This window comes from Salmonella sp. 32082101201600294FB01SM01, assembly GCF_017572865.1.
In the GTDB taxonomy this organism is placed as follows: Bacteria; Pseudomonadota; Gammaproteobacteria; order Enterobacterales; family Enterobacteriaceae; genus Salmonella; species Salmonella enterica.
In genome coordinates this window covers 340,021-364,263 of sequence record NZ_JAGESB010000001.1, presented here as the reverse complement: position 1 = coordinate 364,263, position 24,243 = coordinate 340,021, and the positions used below count along the sequence as shown (strand labels likewise).

The window sequence follows — 24,243 nt, the reverse complement described above, 5'->3', positions numbered from 1 at the left end:
GATAATTACTATCATTATCAGGGAAGTTACTATGTCATGCTCATTTTCCGTGACGCGCGCGTTTGCCGTGCCCGGATTGTTGTTATTACTGAGTCTCGCCGCGGTTTTAAGCCTGGTCATTGGCGCGAAACCGCTGCCCGCCGCCGTCGTGCTGGAGGCGTTCACCGGCGTATGCCAAAGCGCCGATTGCACCATCGTCCTGGATGCGCGTTTGCCGCGTACGCTGGCCGGATTACTGGCAGGCGGCGCGTTGGGTCTCGCCGGGGCGCTCATGCAAACACTTACTCGCAACCCGCTCGCCGACCCGGGGATTCTGGGCGTTAACAACGGCGCCAGCTTCGCCATTGTACTGGGCGCGGCGCTGTTTGGTTTCTCCACGCCGCTGGAACAGCTTTTCATGGCATTTAGCGGCGCGCTTATCGCATCGCTGATTGTCGCCTTCACCGGTAGTCAGGGCGGCGGCCAGTTAAGCCCGGTCCGCCTGACACTGGCGGGCGTGGCGCTTGGCGCGGTACTGGAAGGGCTGACCAGCGGCATCGCGCTGTTAAATCCAGAGGTCTATGACCAGCTTCGCTTCTGGCAGGCGGGATCGCTGGATATTCGCAGCCTGCAAACGTTGAAAGTCGCGCTCGCGCCCGTGGTTATCGCTGGGATCGTGGCGCTATTTCTGAGCCGAGCGCTGAACAGCCTGAGCCTCGGCAGCGATACCGCGACGGCGCTGGGGAGTAAAGTGGCGCGCACCCAACTTATCGGTTTACTGGCGATTACCGTCTTGTGCGGCAGCGCAACGGCGCTGGTTGGCCCTATCGCCTTTATTGGTCTGATGATGCCGCATATGGCGCGTTGGCTGGTGGGCGCAGACCACCGCTGGTCGCTGCCAGTGACGCTACTGGCAACCCCTGCTCTGCTGCTTTTTGCCGATATTATTGGTCGTCTGTTGGTGCCGGGCGAACTCCGCGTATCGGTTGTCAGTGCATTTATCGGCGCGCCGGTACTTATTTTTCTGGTACGCCGTAAATCGAACGGAGGCGGCCTGTGATGTTTCTTTCTCGTCGGCTTATCGTAAGCTGCCTGCTTCTGGCGGCTGGCTGCTTCGCCATTGGTTTATGGAGCCTGCAAAGCGGCGCCGTGCCTCTTGAGACCGGGCAGATTATTGCCGCGCTGTTGGGCGACGCGCCGCGTAACATCACCCTTGTCGTAACCGAATGGCGACTACCGCGCGTATTAATGGCGTTGCTGATTGGCGCTGCGCTTGGCGTCAGTGGCGCGATTTTTCAGTCGCTGATGCGTAACCCGCTAGGCAGCCCTGATGTGATGGGCTTTAATACCGGCGCCTGGAGCGGCGTACTGGTCGCAATGGTCCTGTTTGGCCAGCATCTTACCGCGATCGCGCTGGCGGCAATGGCGGGCGGTATCGTCACGTCATTGATTGTCTGGCTGCTCGCCTGGCGTAACGGGATTGAAACTTTCCGGCTGATTATCATCGGTATCGGCATCCGCGCGATGTTAGTCGCCTTTAATACCTGGCTTCTGTTGCAGGCGTCGCTGGAAACGGCGCTCACCGCCGGCTTATGGAACGCCGGGTCGCTCAACGGTCTGACATGGGCAAAAACCTGGCCTTCGGCGCCGCTGATTATTGTGATGCTGACAGGCGCCGCGCTACTGGTGCGTCGTATGCGGCTGCTGGAGATGGGCGATGACAGCGCCTGCGCGCTGGGTGTTAGCGTGGAGCGGTCACGCCTGATGCTGATGCTGGTGGCGGTGTCGCTCACCGCTGCGGCAACGGCACTGGCTGGCCCCATCTCGTTTATTGCCCTTGTCGCGCCGCACATCGCCCGCCGTCTTAGCGGCACAGCGCGCTGGGGATTAACCCAGTCGGCGCTGTGCGGCGCGTTGTTACTACTGGCCGCCGATGCATGCGCGCAGCAACTGTTTATGCCTTATCAGCTTCCAGTGGGCGTGGTCACCGTCAGCCTCGGCGGTATTTACCTTATCGTCTTGTTAATTCAGGAGTCCCGCAAAAAATGACCGAATCCGTAGCCCGTTTGCGCGGCGACCAGTTAACGCTGGGTTATGGCAGCTATACCGTCGCAAAAAACCTTAATGTTTCGATTCCGGACGGCCATTTTACCGCCATCATCGGCCCTAACGGCTGCGGCAAGTCAACGTTGCTACGCACGCTAAGCCGTCTGATGACGCCTGTTGACGGCCATGTCTGGCTAGATGGCGAACAAATACAGCGTTACGCCAGTAAAGAGGTGGCGCGGCGCATCGGATTGCTGGCGCAAAACGCCACCACGCCGGGCGATATCACCGTACAAGAGCTGGTCGCCAGAGGGCGCTATCCGCATCAGCCGTTATTTACCCGCTGGCGCAAGGAAGATGCCGACGCCGTCGCCAGTGCCATGCGTGCAACAGGTATCACCTCACTGGCGACGCAAAGCGTAGATACTCTGTCCGGCGGCCAACGCCAGCGGGCGTGGATAGCCATGGTGCTGGCGCAGGAAACGTCCATCATGCTGCTGGATGAGCCGACAACGTGGCTGGATATTAGCCATCAAATTGATTTGCTGGAATTGTTAAGCGATCTCAACCGCGAAAAAGGTTATACGCTCGCCGCCGTCCTGCACGACCTGAATCAAGCCTGCCGATACGCCACGCATTTGATTGCATTACGCGAAGGTAACATTGTCGCGCAGGGCGCGCCGAAAGAGATTGTTACCGCAGAGCTTATCGAAAAAATCTATGGGCTGCGCTGTATGATTATCGACGATCCGGTTGCCGGGACGCCGCTGGTGGTACCGCTGGGGCGGCGATAGTCGTTCACACAGATGACAAAGCCGGATAATCGCTATCCGGCTTTTCATGTAAATCAGACTAACCGTTCATCTATCGCCAGCGCGTTTTCCATTTTACGCGAGACCATCGCGTGACGCAGTAATACGCCGCCGCAGGCCATCATACCGCCAATCAACGCCGCCAGAATAATAATGATCGCTTTACCCGGGCCATCTTTTTTCACTGGCAGAGACGGCGACAGTTGATATTTAAACGGGGTAAACTTCACGTCGCTCACATTCATTGCCGCCAGTTGTTCAACATGGTATTGACGGTTACGCAAATCACCGTCGATCTCGGCCACGTCCGTTACCCCTTTTTCAATTTCCAGTTTGCGGGAAATACCATCCGCACCGAGAGAAATAGAAAAATCCGGATCATCTTTTACCGCCTGACCATTGCTGTAAACCGGTCTCTTAATGCCAGCGGCGTTGGCGATTTCCAGCGAATAATGGAGACGTTGAATATTGGCATCAAGCTGGTTTTTGAGACGCACCCGATCCATCGCCAGCTTTTCCTGCTCATAGCGGGTTTTGATTTCCAGCTGGTTACGAATATTTTCCAGCGTCTCTTTCACGACGATATCAGAGATGTACTGAATATAGCCAGCCAGCACTTTTTGCGCTTCTTCCCGCGTCGGCGCGGTAAAACTCAACGTCCACGACGTGAATAATGATGTTTCATTTTTCTTGCCGACATTGCTGTCCACTGCTTTCATTTTTTCGCTCAGCACGACAATCGCCCGGTGAAGATCCTGCTCGTCTATTTGCGCGCCTTTTAATTGATCCATGACATACGGAGAAGAACGAAGATATTCTTCCAGCAGCGAGGGCGAGCTAAACTTTTTAATAAACAGATTAAAGACGCTGGCCCGATCAACGCTTACCTCCATATCCAACACGCGCAGCGCGGTCAACGTTCTCTCCAGTCCCTGCCACTGTACCGACTCCGCCGGTGTGACAATCGCCTGGCTGGTCCATTTTTGCGGCAGCAAAAAGGACAGAAGTAACCCCACGCACGCAAAGGCGAAAACGGTAGCAAGAATACGACGTTTCGCCTGCCATAACACCTCTATAAGGCTAAACAAATCGATTTCATGACTGTTGGCGGGCGGCAGTGAGTAACCTGCAAGTGACTGATGTTTTTCTTGTTTTACATTAAGAGATGGCATGCCGTATGACCTGAAAACTTTATCCAATGAAAGAACACATTCCTGTCAGAGATTCTAACAGCAAGTCAGAATTATCCGAAACACTCTTTGCGCGCCAGTGCCCGAAAAGCTAAATATTCGGAATTAAACTTGCCTGTAGCATGTATCACTTATGTTAAAAGAATTAATCGTTGCAATAAAAAACCCATAATAATTAGTAATTATTATGGGTTTCAGGATTTAATTTTTTAAAGGCAGAAACAACGCCCGTTATTTATTAATGAGCTCGCTGATGATGGGCCCGATAGTTTCAAAAGCGGAGGGAGAAATAATATCTACATGCGCGCACGGCTGGTGATAAATAGCCAAAGACGCTATCCACGGCGACCAGCTCTGTTCAGGCGATACGCCTTCCGGCACCGTTTTATCCGCCACAAAGAGCGTAGCATGTCCATCAAACGGTACGCTATGCGCCGTCGTCAGCAAACGGACGGCATCCGCATAATTGCCTTCAATGGCGGTAAATAAGGCTTCGGAGGCATTTCCCTGCTGAGCGGCGACAAACGCTGCGCGTTCACGTTCAATTTCCGCCAATACGTCCGGATTGAGGCCATTCGCCTCTTTTTCCCGCCAGTTTTGCGTTTCCGGCGGCCAGGTGTCCAGTAACCCCAAAAACGCTACGGTTTCGCCGCGTGCGCGCAACCGGGCGGCGATCCCTTGCGCCAGCGTCCCGCCCAGCGAATAGCCTAATAAATAATAAGGGCCATGCGGCTGCCGGGCGAGCAAAGTCGCCAGATGATGTTCACATACCTCATCAAGGGTGGTTGCGGTTTGCATAGGGCCAGCGGGGCGCGGCGACTGAATCCCCATAATCGACCACGACGGGCTGAGATAGCGTGATAACACGCTAAATTGCCAGGCGAACCCCGACGCCGGATGGAAACAAAATAACGTTGGACCATCGCTTTCACGCAGCGGCAACAGCGGCCCGAACCCCAGATTGCGCGAGCGTTCGTCATCGTCAGTATCGAGCAGCTTACTCAACTGCGCCACGTCAGACGCCACCATCACCTGCCCCGGCGTCACCTGGCGATTAAACGTCTGGCTTAGCTGCGCGGCCAGTTTCATCGCCAGCAGCGAATGTCCGCCCAGCGCAAAGAAATCACTTTCAACGTCGTTAATCTCACAGCCCAGCAGGCGGGAAAACGCCGCGGCGACAGCAATCTCCGTTGCGGACTGCGGCGCACGCCCTTTCACGCGCGGCGTCAGGTCCGGCAGCGGCAGGGCTTTGCGATCCAGCTTGCCATTAGCGCTAAGCGGCAAGCTGGCAAGTTGCAACAGCACAACTGGCACCATATGCGCGGGAAGTTTTTGGCGTAATTTTTCCTGCAGCGCTGGTAAATCCAGCGGCAAACCGGAGTGCGACACCAGATAGCCGACCAGTTGCCGGGCATCCCCGCCCGTCGCCGCCGCCTGATTAAAGACGCAGGCATGTGCTACCGCCTGTTCAACATCCGGCAGCGTTTGCATGACGCGGTCAATCTCGCCCAGTTCAATACGTTGCCCCCGAATTTTGAGCTGATCGTCGCTGCGCCCCAGGTACTCCACCGCGCCGGAATCCAGCCAGCGCGCCACATCTCCGGTACGGTACATCCGTTCGCCTGGCGCAAAAGGATCGGCGATAAAACGGCTGGCGGTAAGATCCGGACGCCCCAGATAGCCCTGCGCCAGTTGGATACCGGTAAGATAGAGATCGCCAGCCACGCCCGGCGGCACCGGCTGCATATGCGCATCGAGAATACGTAAACCGGTATTCCAGACGGGATAACCAATCGGGATACTGTTGCCGTCAACAGCCGCCAGCTCATCGCCACAGGCCGGATACCAGCTCACATCCACCGCGGCCTCCGTTGGCCCGTACAGATTGTGTAGCGGCGCGTTGGTTAACGTCTCCCATTCGCGGCACAGCGCCGTCGGCAGGGCCTCGCCACTACAGAAAACGCGCTTTAAGGAAGCGCAGCTTTTCCCAGCCGACGCTGGCGTGAGCGAGGCAATAAAGGCCGCCAGCATCGACGGCACAAAATGGGTGGTCGTGACGCCGTATTGCGCAAAGAACCGCTGCATCGCGAGCGGGTCGCGGTGCGCTTCCGGTTCAGCCATCACCAGTTTCGCCCCGGCGATAAACGGCCAGAAAAACTCCCATACTGAGACGTCAAAACTGCACGGCGTTTTTTGCGCTACTACATCATCCGCCGTCAACGGATAGTGATCCTGCATCCACAGCAGCCGGTTGACTATCGCCGTTTGTCCCACCATCACCCCTTTCGGCCTGCCCGTCGAGCCAGAGGTGAAAATGATGTAAGCGGTATGATGCGGTAACGACAGCCCCAGCGGAGTGGCGTCACTGACCGGTAGCGGTTGGCTATAACACAAATATTCCATCCCCGGAATATCGTGAAAGCGCGCCAGCTGCGCCTGAGTCGTAATTAACAGTTTCGGCTGCGCATCTTCCAGCATCATTCGCAGCCGATCGTCAGGATAACCGGTATCCAGCGGCAGCCAGGCGGCGCCCGCCTCGACAATGCCATGCAGCGCTAAGGTCAGGAAAACCGCCCGCGGCAACGCCACCGCCACGCTATCGCCAGGCTGAACGCCGCGTTCCCGCAGCGCGTACGCCAGCGCCACAACCTGTTCACGCATTTCACGGTAGGTAAAATGATAGTGCGCATCTGCCAACGCGGAAGCCTCCGGCGTTTTTTGCGCCTGCTGCGCCACCAAATCGCTAAGCGTGGTGGCGGGAATCGTTACCGCTGTATTATTAAGGTGTGCTAATTGCGTTTGTTCTTCTGCCAGCAGCATTTGCGCATCGCCGCAGCGCAGCGCCGGGTTATCCGCAAACTGTGTGATAAGCGCCATCAACCGTAAGGCATGGCGGGAGAGCGTGGCGTCATCGTAACGCTGTGCATTCGCCAGCAATTCAATATCCAGACCGCCGTTTTCATCCGGAAAAAGCGCCAGTTCAAGATCGTTAACCGGCCCCGTCGCCAGGGTATGGGTTTGCGCCTGTATGCCAGGAAGATCCAGATGATAATCAAACACTTTTATGTTGAGCACTGGGCCAAATAGCGGCGTATCCCCTGCGGCTCGCCCGCTATCGCGTACAATCTGTTCGGCGTCGTAACGCTGGTGGCGGCGCATCTTCTTTAACTGCGCCGCAAGACGCTTCGCCAGCGTTGGCAGATCTTCCGTCGCATGAAGGTTCACCGCCAGCGGCAACACGTTAAGGACAGGCCCGGTCGCCGTTAACGCCGCCGAGCCCATCCGCCGCATAAAGATAAATCCGGCGGCATAATCCATACGCCCGCATAATCGTCCCAGCCACAACGTCACCAGCGCCAGGGCAAGATCCGCTCGCGGTATCTCAGGCATGTGCGCCGCCAGTTGGCGAAACGCCCCCGCCGGCGCGCTCAATTTCATACGCAGAATATCCGCGCTCGCCGACCGCCCCGGCAGCGGCGCGGCAGAAATTGACGCCGGCGGCGGCAGCTCGCGGCGCTGCTGCGCCCAGAAGGCGCCGTCACGCTGCCAGGCCTCGCTCTGGCGATAGCGCTGATATTCCTCGACCACATCCGCAAAGGGGGTAAAAGGCGACTCCGGCGTAGGAGCGTCGCTCTGCCAGGCGCGATAAATCGCCGCAATCTGGCGGGTTATCGCCGGGAAGCTAAAGCCATCCACCAGCAAATGGTGATAGCGCTGATACCAATACCAGCGGGTATCATCAATGCGGATTAACTGGTGAAACGCCAGCGGCTTACCGCTATCTGCGCGCAGGTTTTGCCGTAAATCCGCCTGCATTAACGCCAGCGCCGCGTGATGCGGATCGGGCTGGTTGCGTAAATCGGCAATCGGGGGCTCGCCGAAGGTGTGCTCAGGATCTATCCATTGCCAGACCTCGCCGTTCTCTTCGGTAAAACGCATCCGTAGCGTATCCGCCTGTTGCATCCCTACCGCTACCGCTTTTGCCAGCAAGGGGGCATCCAGCTCGCCGTTCAGTTCCACATAGTGCGCCACGCTCCAGGCGGAGGGTAAATCAGAGAGTTTTTCCGCCATCCAGATCCCCGGCTGGGCGGCGACTAACGGTAAACGCTGCGTCATTTCGCCTCCTGCTTATCGGCATAATGCGCCGGATTCAGTGTTGTCCAGCTCGTATTAAGCCACTGCTGGCACGCGTCCTGCGATTGCGGTTCGCATACCACGTCCCAGCCTGCGGGAAGCGCGCACGCCGCTGGCCAAAGGCTGAATTGACGCTGCGCATTTTGCAGGATGTAAAACTGTCCCTGCGGATTATCGAAGGGATTACTGAATTCCATACTCAACTCCTGTCATGGACATGTGCCCGGTTAAAGCGTGTCGATAAGCGGCTGCCAAAGCAGCATCAGCCCTTGCGTTAGCCCGCCGCGCCAGCAAAGCGCATCGTGTCCGCCGTCAACCTGACGCCAGAAAATGGACTGCTGCGAAGTATTCAGTTGGGCATAAAGCGCCTGATTCGCCTGAAACACGATCGGCTCACGCACGCCGGCTTCTAGTACGATACGCAGTCCGCGCGCGCATAATGCGCCGGTTTTCAGCCGGGTAATGACTTCCCCCTCCGGCGGGGTGATGCGATGAGGCCACCAGAACGATCCTGACTGGCTTAGTACACAGCCAAAACGCGTCGGCCAGTTCAGGCCGGCATACAGCGCCGACAGGCCGCCAAAACTCTGTCCGGCGACCACCGTTCGCCCGGCATCATCGCTAAAAGGCGTCACGGCTCTGACTTGCGGCAACAGTTCCTGCTGCACCGCCAGCCAGAAATCGGCATTGCAGGGCAACTCCTGGCTGCGGTGTTGAGTATCAATCGCGTCAATCAGCAGATAGACGGCACCGGGAAGCAGGCGTTGATGAGTCAGCGAGGCGAGCGCGGGCCAGACGGGCATATTTTCCGCCCAGAATTGACCGTCCAGCAGAATAGCCAACGGTCTTTCCTCCGGCGCCTCGTCTCCGGTCGTCAATATCCATACGCGGCGGGAATTGCCCAGACGTGCGCTATGCCACTGCATCATCAAAGGCGGCGAGTACGGCGTTTCAGGACGATCCCATCCCGGCTGAAGGGGCGCATCCGGCATTTCCAGCGCTGAAACCGCATGACCACGTCCTCCCCGCCAGCTTTGCGAATTAAGCGGGTCGGCAATCGCCTGCGGTAATAGCTGTCGCCAGCCTTCACGCAGTGCGTTCCGATCGGGCGTTTCGCCCGGCGCAAAAGCGGCAAAAACGTCATCGCGCTCGGTAGGAATAAAACAGTAGCTGCCGCGCCAGTTAGCGCTAAGCGCCGTGCTCCAGCGCCAGACATCCGTTCCGGCAATACGCGCCATCGTCTGAGGCTGCGCGTTTTGATGATGATCGGTTACGCCAGTGATGTAGACCCAGACATGCCGTATCGGGGAGTGTGTTTCGTTTCCCTGCGGGTCGCGCCACCAAAAAGTGACCCGATAATTTCCGTCTTTTTCCCGTATCCATTCCGGCCCGGTTTTCGTCCTCCACCAGGCCTCACTTCCCGTTGCCAGCGCCTCTTTCATTATAACCCTGTGTTTATTATGAATTTTGTATATAAAAGGTGAAATATATTGATAATATTATTGATAACTATTTGCATTTGCAATAGCGTATTGTCGCGCTATGGGACGCGCGAACACAATTTCACCACCCGGCCAATGCCTTTGACGGGCGCTTTGGCTTATGTGGCTAAAGAAAAGCAGGATATACAATGAACAAGAAGATTCATTCCCTGACCTTACTGGTCAATTTAGGGATTTACGGGGTCGCTCTGCCCGTGATGGCAGAAGAAAAAACCGATAGCGCTGCGCTCACCAATGAAGACACCATCGTGGTGACCGCTGCCCAGCAAAACCTACAGGCACCAGGCGTATCCACCATCACCGCCGATGAGATCCGCAAAAATCCGCCCGCGCGCGACGTGTCAGAAATCATCCGCACCATGCCGGGCGTGAACCTGACCGGCAACTCCACCAGCGGTCAGCGCGGGAATAACCGCCAAATCGATATTCGCGGCATGGGGCCGGAAAACACCCTTATCCTGATTGACGGTAAACCCGTCACCAGCCGTAACTCGGTACGCCTGGGCTGGCGCGGCGAACGCGATACCCGTGGCGATACCGCGTGGGTGCCGCCGGAGATGATCGAACGCATTGAAGTGCTGCGTGGCCCTGCCGCCGCACGCTACGGCAACGGCGCGGCGGGTGGCGTGGTCAATATCATTACCAAAAAAGGCGGTAGCGAGTGGCACGGTTCCTGGAATACCTATTTCAACGCGCCGGAACATAAAGACGAAGGCGCGACCAAACGCACTAACTTTAGCCTGAACGGCCCGCTGGGCGGGGATTTCAGCTTCCGTCTGTATGGCAACCTCGACAAAACGCAGGCGGATGCGCGTAATATTAACCAGGGGCATCAGTCTGAACGTACCGGGAGTTACGCCGACACGCTACCGGCAGGACGCGAGGGGGTCATTAACAAAGATATCAACGGCGTAGTTCGTTGGGATTTTGCTCCGCTTCAGTCTCTGGAGCTGGAGGCCGGTTACAGTCGCCAGGGCAACCTCTATGCCGGTGATACTCAGAACACCAATACGAACCAACTGGTGAAAGATAATTACGGAAAAGAGACGAACCGCCTCTATCGGCAGAACTACTCTCTGACCTGGAACGGCGGCTGGGATAATGGCGTAACCACCAGTAACTGGGTGCAATACGAACATACCCGTAACTCCCGAATGCCGGAAGGCCTGGCAGGCGGCACCGAAGGAATTTTCGATCCCAAAGCATCGCAAAAATATGCCGATGCCGATTTGAATGACGTCACCCTACACAGCGAAGTGAGCCTTCCTTTCGATCTGCTGGTCAATCAAAACCTGACGCTGGGTACCGAATGGGCCCAACAGCGTATGAAAGACGAGCTCTCCAACTCGCAAACCTTTATGGGGGGAAATATCCCGGGTTACAGCAGTACCAATCGTAGCCCCTATTCAAAAGCGGAAATTTTCTCTCTGTTTGCTGAAAACAACATGGAACTGACCGACAGCACCATGCTGACGCCGGGGCTACGTTTCGATCATCACAGTATTGTGGGGGATAACTGGAGCCCGTCGCTGAACCTGTCGCAAGGTCTGGGGGATGACTTTACCCTGAAAATGGGGATCGCCCGCGCTTATAAAGCCCCGAGTCTGTACCAGACTAACCCAAACTATATTTTGTATAGCAAAGGTCAGGGTTGCTACGCGACTGGCGCGGGTACCGGCATCGGCTGCTATATGATGGGTAACGATGATCTGAAAGCCGAAACCAGCATCAATAAAGAGATCGGTCTGGAATTTAAACGCGATGGCTGGCTGGCCGGCATCACCTGGTTCCGCAATGATTACCGCAATAAGATCGAAGCGGGTACGGTGCCGTTGCAGCGTATCAACAACGGCAAAACGGATGTCTATCAGTGGGAGAACGTGCCGAAAGCGGTCGTTGAAGGTCTGGAAGGCACGTTAAACGTACCGGTTAGCGACACCGTCAACTGGACGAATAACGTTACGTATATGCTGCAGAGTAAAAACAAAGAGACCGGCGAACGCCTGTCGATTATTCCACAGTACACGCTTAACTCAACCCTGAGCTGGCAGGTACGTCAGGACGTTTCTCTGCAATCGACCTTCACCTGGTACGGCAAACAAGAGCCGAAGAAATATGATTATCAGGGTAACCCCGTTACCGGAACAGATAAGCAAGCGGTCAGCCCATACAGTATTGTTGGCCTGAGCGCGACCTGGGACGTGACCAAAAATGTCAGCCTGACCGGTGGCGTGGATAACCTCTTTGACAAACGTCTGTGGCGTGAAGGTAACGCGCAAACCGTCAGGGATACTCAAACTGGCGCTTATATGGCGGGCGCTGGCGCGTACACCTATAACGAACCGGGACGTACGTGGTATATGAGCATTAATACCCATTTCTGATGGCAACCTTCCCTCCCTCATTCGGGGAGGGAATTAGCAAAAAACGATGCGGACATCTCATTTTCCCCTTCCCTTTGCCGGACACAGGCTGCATATCGTCGACTTTGATGCGAGCAGCTTTCACGAGCACGACCTGTTATGGCTGCCTCATCACGATCGGCTCCGGTCTGCCGGACGCAAGCGTAAAGCTGAACATCTGGCAGGCCGCATCGCCGCCGTTCATGCGCTACGCGAGGTGGGCGTCAGGACAGTGCCCGGTATTGGCGACAAGCGACAGCCGCTATGGCCGGACGGCCTATTTGGCAGCATCAGCCACTGTGCGTCAACGGCGCTGGCCGTCATATCCCGACAGCGTATCGGCATTGATATAGAAAAAATCATGAGTCAGCACACGGCGACAGAGCTGGCGCCGTCCATTATTGATAGCGATGAGCGCCAAATTCTCCAGGCGAGCTCGCTCCCTTTTCCGCTTGCCCTGACGCTGGCTTTCTCCGCCAAGGAGAGCGTTTATAAAGCCTTTTCAGACCGCGTCACGCTCCCGGGATTCGATAGCGCAAAAGTTACCTCGCTTACCGCCACGCACATCTCGTTACATCTGCTGCCAGCCTTTGCCGCCACGATGGCTGAACGTACCGTCCGTACAGAATGGTTTCAACGTGGCAATAGCGTTATTACTCTTGTTTCTGCAATAACGCGCTTTCCCCACGACAGGAGCGCTCCCGCTTCTATACTTAGCGCAATACCCCGATAAATGAGATCACTATGGCGCTGAATGATTTTCACGTTTCTGAACCTTATACGCTTGGTATTGAGCTGGAGATGCAGGTGATCAATCCACCTGGCTACGATTTAAGTCAGGACTCTTCTACACTGATCGACGCCGTTAAGCCCCAACTTACTGCGGGAGAAATTAAGCACGATATCACCGAAAGTATGCTGGAGATGGCCACGGGCGTCTGCCGCGATATTGACCAGGCGGCGGCCCAACTTTCTGCCATGCAGCACGTTATTTTACAGGCGGCGTCGGAACACCATCTCGGCATTTGCGGCGGCGGTACGCACCCTTTTCAAAAATGGCAGCGTCAGGAGGTCTGTGATAATGAGCGCTATCAACGCACGCTGGAAAATTTCGGCTACTTAATTCAACAGGCGACGGTTTTCGGCCAGCATGTCCACGTCGGCTGCACGAACGGCGACGATGCGATTTATCTTTTACACGGGCTGTCGCATTTTGTGCCACACTTTATTGCGCTCTCCGCCGCGTCTCCCTATATGCAAGGATCTGACACCCGTTTTGCCTGCGCGCGCCTGAATATTTTTTCCGCTTTTCCCGATAACGGTCCCATGCCGTGGGTCAGTAACTGGCAAGAGTTTGCCGGACTATTTCGTCGTCTGTCTTACACCACGATGATCGACAGCATCAAAGATTTGCACTGGGATATCCGCCCCAGCCCGGCCTTTGGCACGGTAGAAGTTCGGGTGATGGATACGCCGCTCACCCTTGATCATGCCATCAATATGGCAGGGTTGATTCAGGCGACCGCGCACTGGCTGCTGACCGAGCGTCCCTTTAAACCGCAGGAACAAGACTATCTGTTATATAAATTCAACCGTTTTCAGGCTTTCCGCTATGGTCTGGAGGGCGTGCTAACCGATGCCTATACCGGCGACCGCCGTCGCCTGGCAGATGATACGCTGCGTCTGCTGGACAACGTTACCCCCTCTGCGCGCAAGCTGGGCGCCGACAGCGCCATTGACGCACTACGTCTGCAGGTGAAAAAAGGCGGTAACGAAGCGCAATATATGCGGGAGTTTATTGCCGACGGCGGATCGCTGATAGGCCTGGTACAAAAACATTGTGAAATCTGGGCGGGACAATAGACAGCATATTTGCCTTACCAGGCGATATCCCGGACAATGGCGTTTTAACTTACGTTTAACAAAGCCATGAAACACCCGCTTGAATCATTGATGACCGCTGCCGGTATTTTGCTGATGGCGTTGCTCTCCAGCCTGCTGCTGCCCGCCCCTTCGCTCGGCCTTGCGCTGGCGCAAAAACTGGTCGGGATCTTTCATCTTATGGATCTCAACCAGCTTTATACTTTGTTGTTTTGTTTATGGTTTCTTTTGCTCGGCGCGCTGGAATATTATGTTATTCGCTTTATCTGGCGGCGTTGGTTTTCGCTGGCCGATTAAACATTTCAATGCGTACGGCCATGCTTTTCTTTACGATAAGCGCCTGGCGGCAGGTTGAACGTGCGGGTAAAAATGCGCGTAAAGGTTTGCTGCGAATCAAAACCATACTTTAGACAAATATCATACACCTTCTGGTCGGTGTCGCGCAGGTCGCGCGCCGCCAGTTTTAGCTTACGTTCACGCACGTAGCGCCCCAGACTCTCCCCTTTGTACTGCATAAAAAGGCGCTGCAGGTGCCACTTGGAATACCCCGCATGACGGGCAATATCATCAATACGTAACGGCTGATTCAAATTATCATCAATCCACTCGACAATCGTGTCGATAACCTGAGCGGAAATGGTCATCGTGCTCTCCCCTCTATCAAACTCGTCAGCGGCTCCCGTACCGCACATTTACGGCAACAGCAATAAGCATAGTAATAACCACACAAATTGTGAGACGGCTTATCGCATGGCCTGCAATATGCTTTTCTACCACTTCATGCGGCAGCCCTTGATTATGAGTGAGTAAGCACTCATTATAGAAAGCAAAGATACGCCGTCAAGGTACTTTTCAAAGGTTGACATTCACCGTTGCGACGCGACAACGGGCATGATTCAATCATGTTTTTCCAGACATAAGGGTAACGTGTAGTGGCTCGTCCGAAGAGTGAAGACAAAAAACAAGCATTACTGGAAGCGGCAACCCAGGCGATAGCGCAATCCGGCATCGCTGCCTCAACGGCGGTGATTGCGCGTAACGCAGGTGTTGCAGAAGGAACATTGTTTCGCTATTTCGCGACCAAAGATGAGCTGATTAACACGTTGTATTTGCATTTAAAGCAGGATCTCTGCCAGTCAATGATAATGGAGCTGGATCGATCCATTACCGATGCCAAAATGATGACTCGTTTTATCTGGAACAGTTACATCAGTTGGGGTCTGAACCATCCCGCGCGCCATCGGGCGATCCGTCAACTGGCCGTCAGCGAAAAGCTCACCAAAGAGACGGAACAACGGGCCGACGATATGTTCCCCGAATTGCGCGATTTATGTCATCGTTCCGTTTTGATGGTGTTTATGTCGGATGAGTACCGCGCCTTCGGCGACGGCCTTTTTCTGGCGCTGGCTGAAACAACAATGGATTTCGCCGCGCGCGATCCCGCTCGCGCTGGCGAATATATTGCGCTGGGATTCGAAGCCATGTGGCGCGCGCTGACTCGCGAGGAGCAATAATGGACGGTCAAACACTGCACGCCTGTGCAAAACGCTTTGCGCTGGAACTGCCTTTTACCGAACACTGCTGGCCTTTCGGCCCACAGTACGATGTGTTTAAAGTCGGCGGCAAAATATTCATGCTGTTCACTGAACATCACTGCCGTCCAGTGGTGAACCTGAAGTCGGATCCCCAAAAATCCCTGGTAAATCAACAAATTTACCCCAGCATTGCGCCTGGCTATCACATGAATAAGAAACACTGGATTTCAGTCTATGCGGGTGAGGATATCACCGTCTCGCTACTCAACGATTTGATAAATGACTCATGGAATCTGGTCGTAGACGGGCTGCCTAAAAGAGAGCAACTGCGCCTGCGGCCGCGCTGATGCAATAACCGTTTCCGCATTTTCCTCCCTTATCTTTTTACCGATAACCCGGTACCCTGCTGATACAAAAGGGTACTAAACCAACCAGGAGCATTTATGGATATCGTTTCTGTCGCCTTAAAGCGCTACTCCACTAAGGCGTTCGATCCCAGCAAAAAACTGACCGCCGAAGAAGCGGATAAAATAAAAACACTACTACAGTACAGCCCCTCCAGCACCAATTCCCAGCCGTGGCACTTTATTGTCGCCAGTACGGAAGAAGGCAAAGCGCGCGTAGCAAAATCCGCTGCCGGAAACTACACGTTCAACGAACGCAAAATGCTGGACGCCTCCCATGTGGTGGTCTTCTGCGCAAAAACCGCGATGGACGACGCCTGGCTGCAACGGGTGGTCGATCAGGAAGATGCCGATGGCCGTTTCGCTACGCCGGAAGCTAAAGCGGCAAATGATAAAGGTCGCCGCTTTTTCGCCGATATGCACCGCGTCTCGCTAAAAGATGACCACCAGTGGATGGCGAAACAGGTCTATCTGAACGTCGGCAACTTTCTGCTGGGCGTCGCCGCGATGGGTCTCGACGCCGTCCCCATTGAAGGTTTCGACGCCGAGGTGCTCGACGCTGAATTTGGTCTGAAAGAAAAAGGCTATACCAGTCTGGTCGTGGTGCCGGTCGGCCATCATAGCGTCGAGGATTTCAACGCCGGGCTGCCGAAATCACGTCTGCCGCTTGAAACCACACTGACGGAAGTCTAATCCCCTGCCTAAGCCGGACGCCCGTCCGGCTTTTTTCACCTTTCTGCCAGGTTCCTCAATGATCAATGGCGCGAAGTGCCAGGTTTTACATCGCTAGTGTTAACTTCCTCTTTCAACTTATTGAAAATAAATAATATTTAAAACTGGCACGCCGTTGACCATATCTGGATACCCCCTATCTGGATGAAGGAGAAAACGGCGTGACACCGGTTTGCACCTACGATGGCGATATTGTCACCACGAGGTTGGCCCTCCCTGGCGTGTCATCAAAATCGGGCGCTAAACCCAACGTTATAACGGGTTTGATTGCCATCGCTTAACCCTGCCGTTTGCGACAGCCCGGCGAAAGCGGACACCGTTGCCGACAGCGGAAAATCTGCGCCAATCGCGATATCAACCCAGTTTTTATCCTGCGCTTTTCCGTCGCGGCTAAACGTCAGCGCGGTCGATTTAAGGCCGCCGTTCGCCACATACGTATCATCGCCAAACTGACGGCGATAATTAATCTGCGCCCAGGAGTGAATGATGCTGTGGCGGAGATCCAGACGCCAACCAGCGCTACCCACCTGCGAATGGGCGTTTTGGTCGCCAAAACGCATTGATGTACTGGTATTGAGCTTCTCGCTATAACCATTAACGTGGCTGTAATCCCATGCATATTGCAGCATCGGTCCGGTCGTTAACCACGGCATCATGACAAAATCATAACCACTGGTTAACCTCGCGCCCCACAGCCGACCGTTGGTTTCGCCCTCTTCCACCCGTCTTAACGCACCGAGCGTTATACTGCGCTGAATGTTACTGAATTTAGCGGACAGATAGTGTAAATCGCTATCCAGCCACGCCTGACCAGCGCGTAAATGGCTGAATACGGCGGCCTGAAAACCGCGGGCATCATAACGATAATTATCGTCAGGATGTTGCTTATCCAGAGAACCGGCTATCAGCCCTCCCAGCAGTACCTGCTCGTTAAGCTGATAATCGACGCCAACCGTCAGATTATTATGATTACCGTTCCCGTCGGCCTCATTATTATCATAACGTTGATATCCCCCGCTGTATCCGCCGAACATGCCCAGTGAACCAACAGGATTTTCCCCCTGGCGAAGCTGCTGATAACGGCTGTCAAGCGTGGTACGACTGCCTTGCGCCATCGACTGAACGCTTTGGTTCAGGTATGTCGCCTGTACCGGCGCGGCAATGATCGACTGGATATATTGCGCAATAATGGTATGGACCTGCGGACCGGGATGTAAATGATCGGCAAACAGATAGTCCTGCGACGCATTAAATCCAGGCATCGCCGAGGAGCACGCCGAAGCGGATACGCCTGGCGGGCAGGCCATACCTACGGTATTTGTCAGACCAAACGCCTGCGGGTTGGCAAGAATTTCCTTAAAGAGGCCGTTGATATCGGCACGGGCTATATTGCCGCCGTGTTGCTCCAGCCCCTTCTCTTCCATCTGATTATAATAATCGGTCAGAGCTGACGCCTGCCCTGCCGCCGCTTCATAGCCCGCCAGCAGTTGTTCAACGAGCAATTGCTGAATAAACGGATTGCTGCTTACCGTTGCAGCCGCCGCCAGCAACGCCTTGCGGATCGCCTGTTGCCGACTGGCGAAATCGGGCGTAGCGCCCTCCGCCAGCGCATCTAACGCCGCTTTTAGCGCCGGGGGCGCCGCTGCGCCCAGCCCGGCGGTGATTACCGCCTCCAGAAGCATTGGCGTCGCACTAATATCCGGTACGTTTGGCACCACGACCAGCCCGGCGCCGGCATCCAGTAACAGCCCTACCTGCGCCGCCGCGCTAGTGGCGCTATTACCGGCTATTTGCTGTGCCATGGTTGGTTGCGCGATGGCCGCCGCCAGATCGTTTCCGCCGACCCAGTGAATATACAAACCGTTGTGGTCGGCTTTTCCCCCCGTTTTGGCAAGCCACTGCCGTACCTGATCCGCGGTATTATCCTGCGGGTTTAATTCCGGGGTCGCCGTCGCGCCGCCGGCGGCATAATTAGAACCGCCATTGTTGGAAGGGCTTAATGCCAGCCCAAATCGTTCGGCCAACTGTTCGTCGTAGAGCTTATTTTGACCACTATCCCAGGTCCAGCGACCGTTATTCCCGGTATCGCTAAGGCTATCGCCAAATACCGTAAGAGAGTCAAACGCACAGGCAGATAATGGCGCGGCCAGCGCCAGCGAGAGTATGCCGTATTTTAGCAGGGTACGCTTTTGGGTCATCCGATGTTCCTTAATGTTATTGTTGAGAGGTACGACGGTGCTAATCATCATCCGACAGAAACATTGCAATCGTTTTAAGCATTCTGGTTAAAATGTTTTCATCCATTGTTGACGAACTTGCGCCTGTTCAAAAAAATGGGGTGGCGTAAAATAACGACGTTTATGGGGCGCTGGATAAAATATAGCGTATGGATAACCCCTGAAGCGCTTTTACCCGTCTGTTGCTGATTATGCCTGAAGCGCGAGCGTCCTGATTTGCATAAATGCCATTCAGCAGTCATCATAGGCTGCTGTTTATAAAGGAGAGATTATGCAGGAATTGATATCCCAGGTAGAAGATTTAGCGGGAATTGAAATGAATCACACCACGTCGCTGGTGGTGATATTTGGTATTATTTTTCTGACGGCAGTTGTCGTGCATATTATTTTGCACTGGATAGTACTGCGCGCTTTCGAAAAACGCGCCAGCGCCAGTTCCCGCCTGTGGCTGCAAATTATTACCCAGAATAAATTATTCCATCGTCTGGCTTTTACGCTGCAAGGCATCATTGTCAATATTCAGGCCGCGCTCTGGCTACAAAAAGGCAGTGAGGCTGCGGATATCCTGACGACCTGCGCGCAGTTATGGATTATGACCTACGCCCTGCTGTCGTTATTTTCTCTGCTGGACGTGATTTTCAATCTATCGCAAAAATGGCCCGCCGCCTCTCAGTTACCGCTAAAAGGAATATTTCAGGGTATTAAGCTCATCGGCGCAATTATCGTCGGCATTCTGATGATCTCACTGCTGATTGGCCAGTCACCAGCAATTTTAATCAGCGGGCTGGGCGCGATGGCCGCGGTATTAATGCTGGTCTTTAAAGACCCGATTCTTGGCCTGGTTGCCGGTATCCAGCTTTCCGCCAACGATATGCTCAAACTGGGCGACTGGCTGGAGATGCCAAAATATGGCGCAGATGGCGCGGTCATTGATATTGGCTTAACCACGGTAAAAGTACGCAACTGGGATAATACCATCACCACCATTCCCACCTGGTCACTGGTTTCCGACTCGTTCAAAAACTGGAGCGGCATGTCTGCGTCCGGCGGACGCCGGATTAAACGCAGCATTAATATTGACGCGACCAGTATCCATTTTCTGGATGATGATGAAAAACAGCGGCTGTTAACCGCGCAACTGTTAAAGCCGTACCTTACCAGCCGTCATCAGGAAATCGATGAATGGAATAAACAACTGGATGCGCCGGAATCAGCCTTAAATCACCGCCGAATGACCAATATCGGAACATTTCGCGCCTATCTGAACGAATATTTACGCCACCATCCGCGCATCCGTAAAGACATGACGCTGATGGTACGCCAACTGGCGCCTGACGATCATGGTTTGCCGATAGAGATCTACGCCTTTACCAATACCGTCGTGTGGCTGGAATATGAGAGCATTCAGGCCGATATTTTCGACCATATTTTTGCCGTGGTGGAAGAGTTCGGCTTGCGTATTCATCAGACGCCGACCGGCAGCGATATTCGCGCGCTGTCAGGGACATTGCGGCATTAATGGATTGCCCGATCGCATGAGCATGGGATCGGGCAAAAAAGTTAATGAGCCTTACGGCGCAAAACTGTAAACGCGATAAACAGGAATACAATCCATACCGGCAGCAAAATCGCCGACAATCGCATATCGTCCATCGTACACATTAACACCAGAATCAGCGCCAGAAACGCAATGCACAAATAGTTTCCGGCGGGATAGAACAGCGCCTTAAATTGCGTCTCGCGCCCTTTACGACGCATCGCCGCGCGAAAACGTAAATGCGCGAGACAGATCATTATCCAGTTTAGCAATAGCGTCGCGACAACCAGCGCCATCAACAGGCTAAACGCTTTTTGCGGCAACAGATAGTTGATCAGCACCACCAGCGAGGTAATCGCTCCGGAAAGTATCAGCGAGTTCACCGGCACGCCGCGATGGCTGACGCGGGTTAAAAATTTCGGCGCATTGCCTTGTACGGACAGGCCGAACAGCATTCGGCTGTTCGAATAAACGCCGCTGTTATACACCGAAAGCGACGCGACCAGAATAACGAAATTCAGCGCCGAAGCCACCACATTACTGTCCAGGTTATGGAAGATCATCACAAAAGGGCTGCTATTGGATTTCACCTCTACCCACGGATAGAGCGCCAGCAACACCACCAGCGAACCGATGTAGAACAGCAAAATACGGTATACCACCTGATTCACCGCTTTCGGAATGCTTTTTTGCGGATCGCGCGCTTCCGCCGCAGTAATGCCGATCAGCTCCAGTCCGCCAAAAGAAAACATAATCACCGCCAGCGACAGAAGCAAACCATGCCAACCGGTAGCGAAGAAACCGTTATAACGCCAGAGGTTATCAATGCTGGCATGTTCGCCGCCGTGGCCGGAGAACAGCAGCCACAGACCAAAACCTATCATGCCGATAATCGCCAGCACTTTAATCAGCGCGAACCAGAATTCCGTTTCGCCATACAGACGAACGTTCACCAGATTCACGGCGTTAATGATAATAAAAAACACCGCCGCCCATACCCATGTTGGTACGTCAGGCAGCCAGTACTGCATATAGATGCCCGCCGCGGTCAGCTCCGCCATCCCGACCAGCACAAACATGACCCAATAGTTCCAGCCCGACAAAAAGCCCGCAAACGGCCCCCAATATTTCCAGGCGAAGTGGGCAAACGATCCGGAAACCGGCTCTTCCACGACCATTTCCCCCAACTGGCGCATAATGAGAAAAGCGATAATCCCGGCAACGCCATAGCCCAACAAAACAGCCGGCCCCGCCATTTGAATCGCCGGGCCGATGCCCAGAAACAGTCCGGTGCCAATGGCGCCGCCCAGCGCAATTAGCTGAATATGGCGGTTTTGCAACCCCCGTTGAAGCGTCGGTTCATTCTTCGACGCGGCATCCGACACGCTGGCGCCGGATGCAGTTGACGCGTTTTTCACGTCCTACCCCTGTATCGTTTTTATTGAGGGGCACCTTTTAACATTTCGCTCTCGCTGCCGCAAGGCGCAATCGTTTGTCAAGGCTCAACTCCGGACGTTAACGTTATCGTGTAAAAAAAGATGTCGCGGGGAGTAAAAAGAAAAGAGTGCGCGCCGATATAGAACGTTACGGGTGACAGACGCCGAGTATAAAATATGTGAATAACTCTGGACGAAAAGTACGACACCCTACAGAATACATTTAGTATTTTTTCAGTATTTTCAAAAAGGTGAATCAGACCTGGTATCTGTTATCCGTTTTTGAGCCACGCCAGGCATCAACGTCATGAATAAGATCATCAAACGTTTAGAGATCATCAAAAGCGCCATCGAACTTGAGGACGAAGAGATTATCCGTCAGCAGCTCATCTACCTGAAAAATGAGCCGCAGGATGCCGTAATCAGCGCCATTGCCCAGGCGATTGAAGCTCGTAGATTCAGTGACGCCATGCAAGAGATCGCCGCCTGGCTACAGGCTCAACGGGCGCTCTCGACGTGGCAAGATCCCTCTATTGCCGCCAGTAAACTGGAGCTGAAAGCACTTGAAGCCCAACTTCGCGATCTGATTGACAAACGAAATGCGCGGGTACAAATCCTCGACGATTTCAACGACCTCTATCATCTGCGTCTCGGGCCGTTGATGAGCCGTATTCTGGAGTTGCGTAAACAGCTCGCGGTGAGTATGCAGCGTAAGCAAGAAGCCGAAATAAAACGCCGGGAAAAGGATTATCAATCCTGCCTGCAATTTATTTCCCAGGCCGTGGATCAACTGGCAACGCTAAAACAGCAGTGGACAGGATTGAATGCCGCCTCGCGCGAAGCGGTGGGCATCCGTCAGCGAATCCAGCAGCAGACGGAATTAATTACCGCGTTGCTGGCGGAAATTCGCGAGCTGGAAGCGGATTTTTCCCATCAGGACGACAGCGCATTCCGCCAGGCGCAGGAAAATGCGGAACAGGACTATCACCAGTACCGGGAGCAGCAGCAGGAAGCGCAATTCCGCTACGCCCGCGATCAACGTTTGTCGGCTGACGAACGCAGTGAATTAAAACGTTTGTGGCGTCAGGCCAGCCGCCTGTGTCACCCGGATGTAGTCGCCGATGAATTGAAAGAAAAAGCGCACCAGATGATGGTACAGCTTAATCAGGCGCGGCAGAATGCCGATCTGGCGGCAATTCGCGCGTTATTGACGCAGCTGCAAAGCGGTCTGGAACCGATGATGGCAAGCGACAGGCTAAATAACCTGGAACATCTACGCCATAAAATACGCCAGCTCCGCACACAAATCGACGCGCTGTTGAAAGAGATAACGCAACTGGAAACGGAAAACGCCTGGCGGCTCGCCTCTTCCGTTGCGGATAAGGAAGCCTATTTCTCCGAGCAGGAACGGGCGCTAACCGAAATTCGCAATACGCTGGAGGCGCAGGTTCAACAGGTGGAACAGGAACTTCTGTCAGGGTAGTCCATCATTCATCAATAAATTGTCGGATGGCGCAAGCGCCACCCGACGAATCGCGGCATAAAGAGGGTAAGAGGGGCGCTACTGTCGCTGTAAAAGTAACGAACGGGCGGAGTCCGCCATGATCATCACCGCACCTGCCAGCATTAACGTATCTTTTAATACCAGCCGTCCGGCGCCCGATAAATACGGAAAACCATAATGCGCATCGCCCAGCGGCATAACCCAGGCCTCCGGCGTGGTGATTAAAAACGACAGCGTGACAAATGGCGTCAGGAATGCCAGCACGCCGCCTGCCAGCCCTAACCAGCGGCTGACAGGGTTAGCCAGTACCAGCGCCGCGATAATCAATTCCACCACGCCCAGACCATCCGAAAACGCATACGTATTATTGGCCGTTTGCCAGGCGCGTTCCTCCGGTTTTAGTTCGCCCTCATGAGTCAGATGCTGACGATATTCTTCCGGATGTTCATAGAAAAAAGACATAAACGGGCTGTTCGCCACAAACGGGGTAATACTGTCTGCCTCATAGGGCACAAATTTTAGTAGTCCAATCCAGATAAAAACGATGGCGATACTCAAGCGAATTAATGTTAATCCCAGCCGATCCCCCTGACTTAACAGACGAAGATATTTATCCATCTCAGGCTCTCCTTATTTATATAATATCGCAGTGGCGTAACCCGTATTATCAATACGCATGGACGTAATTTTCCATGACGACGCCTGTTTACTTTGCGCCAGTCTGGCAATAGCGTCTTCAAGCATTGACGGCGTTGCTGACACCGCAGAAACGCTGATATATTCAACGTCAGTTAGCGGCTGGGCGGAGGCGGAAAACGCCAGCGGCGCAGCCAATAATGAAGCAATAAGTGTGGTAACTTTTAACATCGAGATTTCCAGTCGTGGGTTATTTCAATGGTGTTATAATACGTT

At 54.3% G+C, this 24,243-nt stretch carries 21 protein-coding genes; 12 read left to right on the top strand and 9 right to left on the bottom strand.

Annotation, left to right across the window (positions count from 1 at the left end):
- Positions 1-31: 31 nt before the first annotated feature.
- The 3 genes from fepD to fepC are packed head-to-tail and all read left to right on the top strand — an operon-like array spanning position 32 to position 2,819.
- The gene (gene fepD, locus J4645_RS01720) at positions 32-1,039 is read left to right on the top strand and encodes a Fe(3+)-siderophore ABC transporter permease (protein ID WP_001277879.1); all 1,008 of its coding nucleotides are present in this window, start codon (positions 32-34) and stop codon (positions 1,037-1,039) included.
- Positions 1,039-2,028: an iron-enterobactin ABC transporter permease gene (gene fepG, locus J4645_RS01715; protein WP_000480064.1), complete on the top strand. Its 990-nt coding sequence runs from the start codon at positions 1,039-1,041 to the stop codon at positions 2,026-2,028. Before fepD ends, fepG begins: the two co-directional genes overlap by 1 nt.
- A complete protein-coding gene (gene fepC, locus J4645_RS01710; protein WP_000140622.1) occupies positions 2,025-2,819 on the top strand; it encodes an iron-enterobactin ABC transporter ATP-binding protein in 795 nt (264 codons plus the stop codon). Before fepG ends, fepC begins: the two co-directional genes overlap by 4 nt.
- 53 nt (positions 2,820-2,872) lie before the next feature.
- On the opposite strand, the gene wzz(fepE) is transcribed toward fepC, so the two are convergent.
- The 4 genes from wzz(fepE) to fes all read right to left on the bottom strand — a co-directional run bounded on the left by wzz(fepE) (position 2,873) and on the right by fes (position 9,603).
- Positions 2,873-4,009 (bottom strand): LPS O-antigen length regulator Wzz(fepE), encoded by a 1,137-nt coding sequence (gene wzz(fepE), locus J4645_RS01705; RefSeq protein WP_001139571.1) that lies wholly within the window; start codon positions 4,007-4,009, stop codon positions 2,873-2,875.
- Between the two features lie 249 nt (positions 4,010-4,258).
- Entirely contained in the window at positions 4,259-8,143 is a 3,885-nt protein-coding gene (gene entF, locus J4645_RS01700; protein ID WP_023215205.1) for an enterobactin non-ribosomal peptide synthetase EntF, read from the bottom strand.
- Entirely contained in the window at positions 8,140-8,358 is a 219-nt protein-coding gene (locus J4645_RS01695) for an MbtH family protein (RefSeq protein ID WP_001603140.1), read from the bottom strand. The genes entF and J4645_RS01695 overlap by 4 nt, the downstream gene beginning before the upstream one ends.
- A 30-nt stretch (positions 8,359-8,388) precedes the next feature.
- Positions 8,389-9,603 (bottom strand): enterochelin esterase, encoded by a 1,215-nt coding sequence (gene fes / locus J4645_RS01690; protein WP_000656587.1) that lies wholly within the window; start codon positions 9,601-9,603, stop codon positions 8,389-8,391.
- 188 nt (positions 9,604-9,791) lie between these two features.
- On the opposite strand from fes, the gene J4645_RS01685 reads away from it, so the two are divergent.
- The 4 genes from J4645_RS01685 to J4645_RS01670 all read left to right on the top strand — a co-directional run bounded on the left by J4645_RS01685 (position 9,792) and on the right by J4645_RS01670 (position 14,243).
- The gene (locus J4645_RS01685; protein ID WP_023215204.1) at positions 9,792-12,047 is read left to right on the top strand and encodes a TonB-dependent siderophore receptor; all 2,256 of its coding nucleotides are present in this window, start codon (positions 9,792-9,794) and stop codon (positions 12,045-12,047) included.
- A gap of 46 nt (positions 12,048-12,093) precedes the next feature.
- Positions 12,094-12,798 carry an enterobactin synthase subunit EntD gene (gene entD, locus J4645_RS01680; protein WP_001260564.1) on the top strand — a complete coding sequence of 235 codons (705 nt, stop codon included), beginning with the start codon at positions 12,094-12,096 and terminating at the stop codon, positions 12,796-12,798.
- 11 nt (positions 12,799-12,809) lie between these two features.
- Positions 12,810-13,928, top strand: a complete 1,119-nt coding sequence (locus J4645_RS01675) for a YbdK family carboxylate-amine ligase (protein ID WP_023215203.1) — start codon at positions 12,810-12,812, stop codon at positions 13,926-13,928.
- A 66-nt stretch (positions 13,929-13,994) separates the two neighbouring features.
- The gene (locus J4645_RS01670; protein ID WP_000682497.1) at positions 13,995-14,243 is read left to right on the top strand and encodes a DUF1158 family protein; all 249 of its coding nucleotides are present in this window, start codon (positions 13,995-13,997) and stop codon (positions 14,241-14,243) included.
- 5 nt (positions 14,244-14,248) lie between these two features.
- On the opposite strand, the gene J4645_RS01665 is transcribed toward J4645_RS01670, so the two are convergent.
- The gene (locus tag J4645_RS01665) at positions 14,249-14,590 is read right to left on the bottom strand and encodes a RamA family antibiotic efflux transcriptional regulator (RefSeq protein ID WP_000155633.1); all 342 of its coding nucleotides are present in this window, start codon (positions 14,588-14,590) and stop codon (positions 14,249-14,251) included.
- 288 nt (positions 14,591-14,878) lie between these two features.
- Here J4645_RS01665 and J4645_RS01660 point away from each other — a divergent pair, with 288 nt between their 5' ends.
- From J4645_RS01660 to nfsB, 3 genes are all read left to right on the top strand, one after another.
- Complete coding sequence (locus J4645_RS01660) at positions 14,879-15,460, top strand: TetR/AcrR family transcriptional regulator (protein ID WP_000113609.1); 582 nt, start codon at positions 14,879-14,881, stop codon at positions 15,458-15,460.
- Positions 15,460-15,828: an MmcQ/YjbR family DNA-binding protein gene (locus J4645_RS01655; RefSeq protein ID WP_000348989.1), complete on the top strand. Its 369-nt coding sequence runs from the start codon at positions 15,460-15,462 to the stop codon at positions 15,826-15,828. The genes J4645_RS01660 and J4645_RS01655 overlap by 1 nt, the downstream gene beginning before the upstream one ends.
- A gap of 96 nt (positions 15,829-15,924) precedes the next feature.
- Positions 15,925-16,578 (top strand): oxygen-insensitive NAD(P)H nitroreductase, encoded by a 654-nt coding sequence (gene nfsB / locus J4645_RS01650; protein ID WP_001529050.1) that lies wholly within the window; start codon positions 15,925-15,927, stop codon positions 16,576-16,578.
- Positions 16,579-16,844: 266 nt separating this feature from the next.
- On the opposite strand, the gene J4645_RS01645 is transcribed toward nfsB, so the two are convergent.
- Positions 16,845-18,815, bottom strand: a complete 1,971-nt coding sequence (locus tag J4645_RS01645; RefSeq protein WP_023215202.1) for an autotransporter domain-containing esterase — start codon at positions 18,813-18,815, stop codon at positions 16,845-16,847.
- A 310-nt stretch (positions 18,816-19,125) separates the two neighbouring features.
- Here J4645_RS01645 and J4645_RS01640 point away from each other — a divergent pair, with 310 nt between their 5' ends.
- Positions 19,126-20,373 (top strand): mechanosensitive ion channel family protein, encoded by a 1,248-nt coding sequence (locus tag J4645_RS01640; RefSeq protein ID WP_001156971.1) that lies wholly within the window; start codon positions 19,126-19,128, stop codon positions 20,371-20,373.
- A 41-nt stretch (positions 20,374-20,414) separates the two neighbouring features.
- Here J4645_RS01640 and pheP read toward each other — a convergent pair whose 3' ends face one another.
- Positions 20,415-21,809, bottom strand: a complete 1,395-nt coding sequence (pheP, locus tag J4645_RS01635) for a phenylalanine transporter (protein WP_000786291.1) — start codon at positions 21,807-21,809, stop codon at positions 20,415-20,417.
- Between the two features lie 325 nt (positions 21,810-22,134).
- Here pheP and J4645_RS01630 point away from each other — a divergent pair, with 325 nt between their 5' ends.
- On the top strand, positions 22,135-23,310 hold the full coding sequence (locus J4645_RS01630) for a DnaJ family molecular chaperone (protein ID WP_001033457.1): 1,176 nt from the start codon (positions 22,135-22,137) through the stop codon (positions 23,308-23,310).
- Between the two features lie 78 nt (positions 23,311-23,388).
- Here the strand turns inward: J4645_RS01630 and rclC are convergent, their stop codons facing one another.
- On the bottom strand, positions 23,389-23,949 hold the full coding sequence (gene rclC, locus J4645_RS01625; protein WP_000362177.1) for a reactive chlorine resistance membrane protein RclC: 561 nt from the start codon (positions 23,947-23,949) through the stop codon (positions 23,389-23,391).
- 12 nt (positions 23,950-23,961) lie between these two features.
- On the bottom strand, positions 23,962-24,198 hold the full coding sequence (gene rclB, locus J4645_RS01620; RefSeq protein WP_000922170.1) for a reactive chlorine resistance periplasmic protein RclB: 237 nt from the start codon (positions 24,196-24,198) through the stop codon (positions 23,962-23,964).
- Positions 24,199-24,243 lie beyond the last annotated feature (45 nt).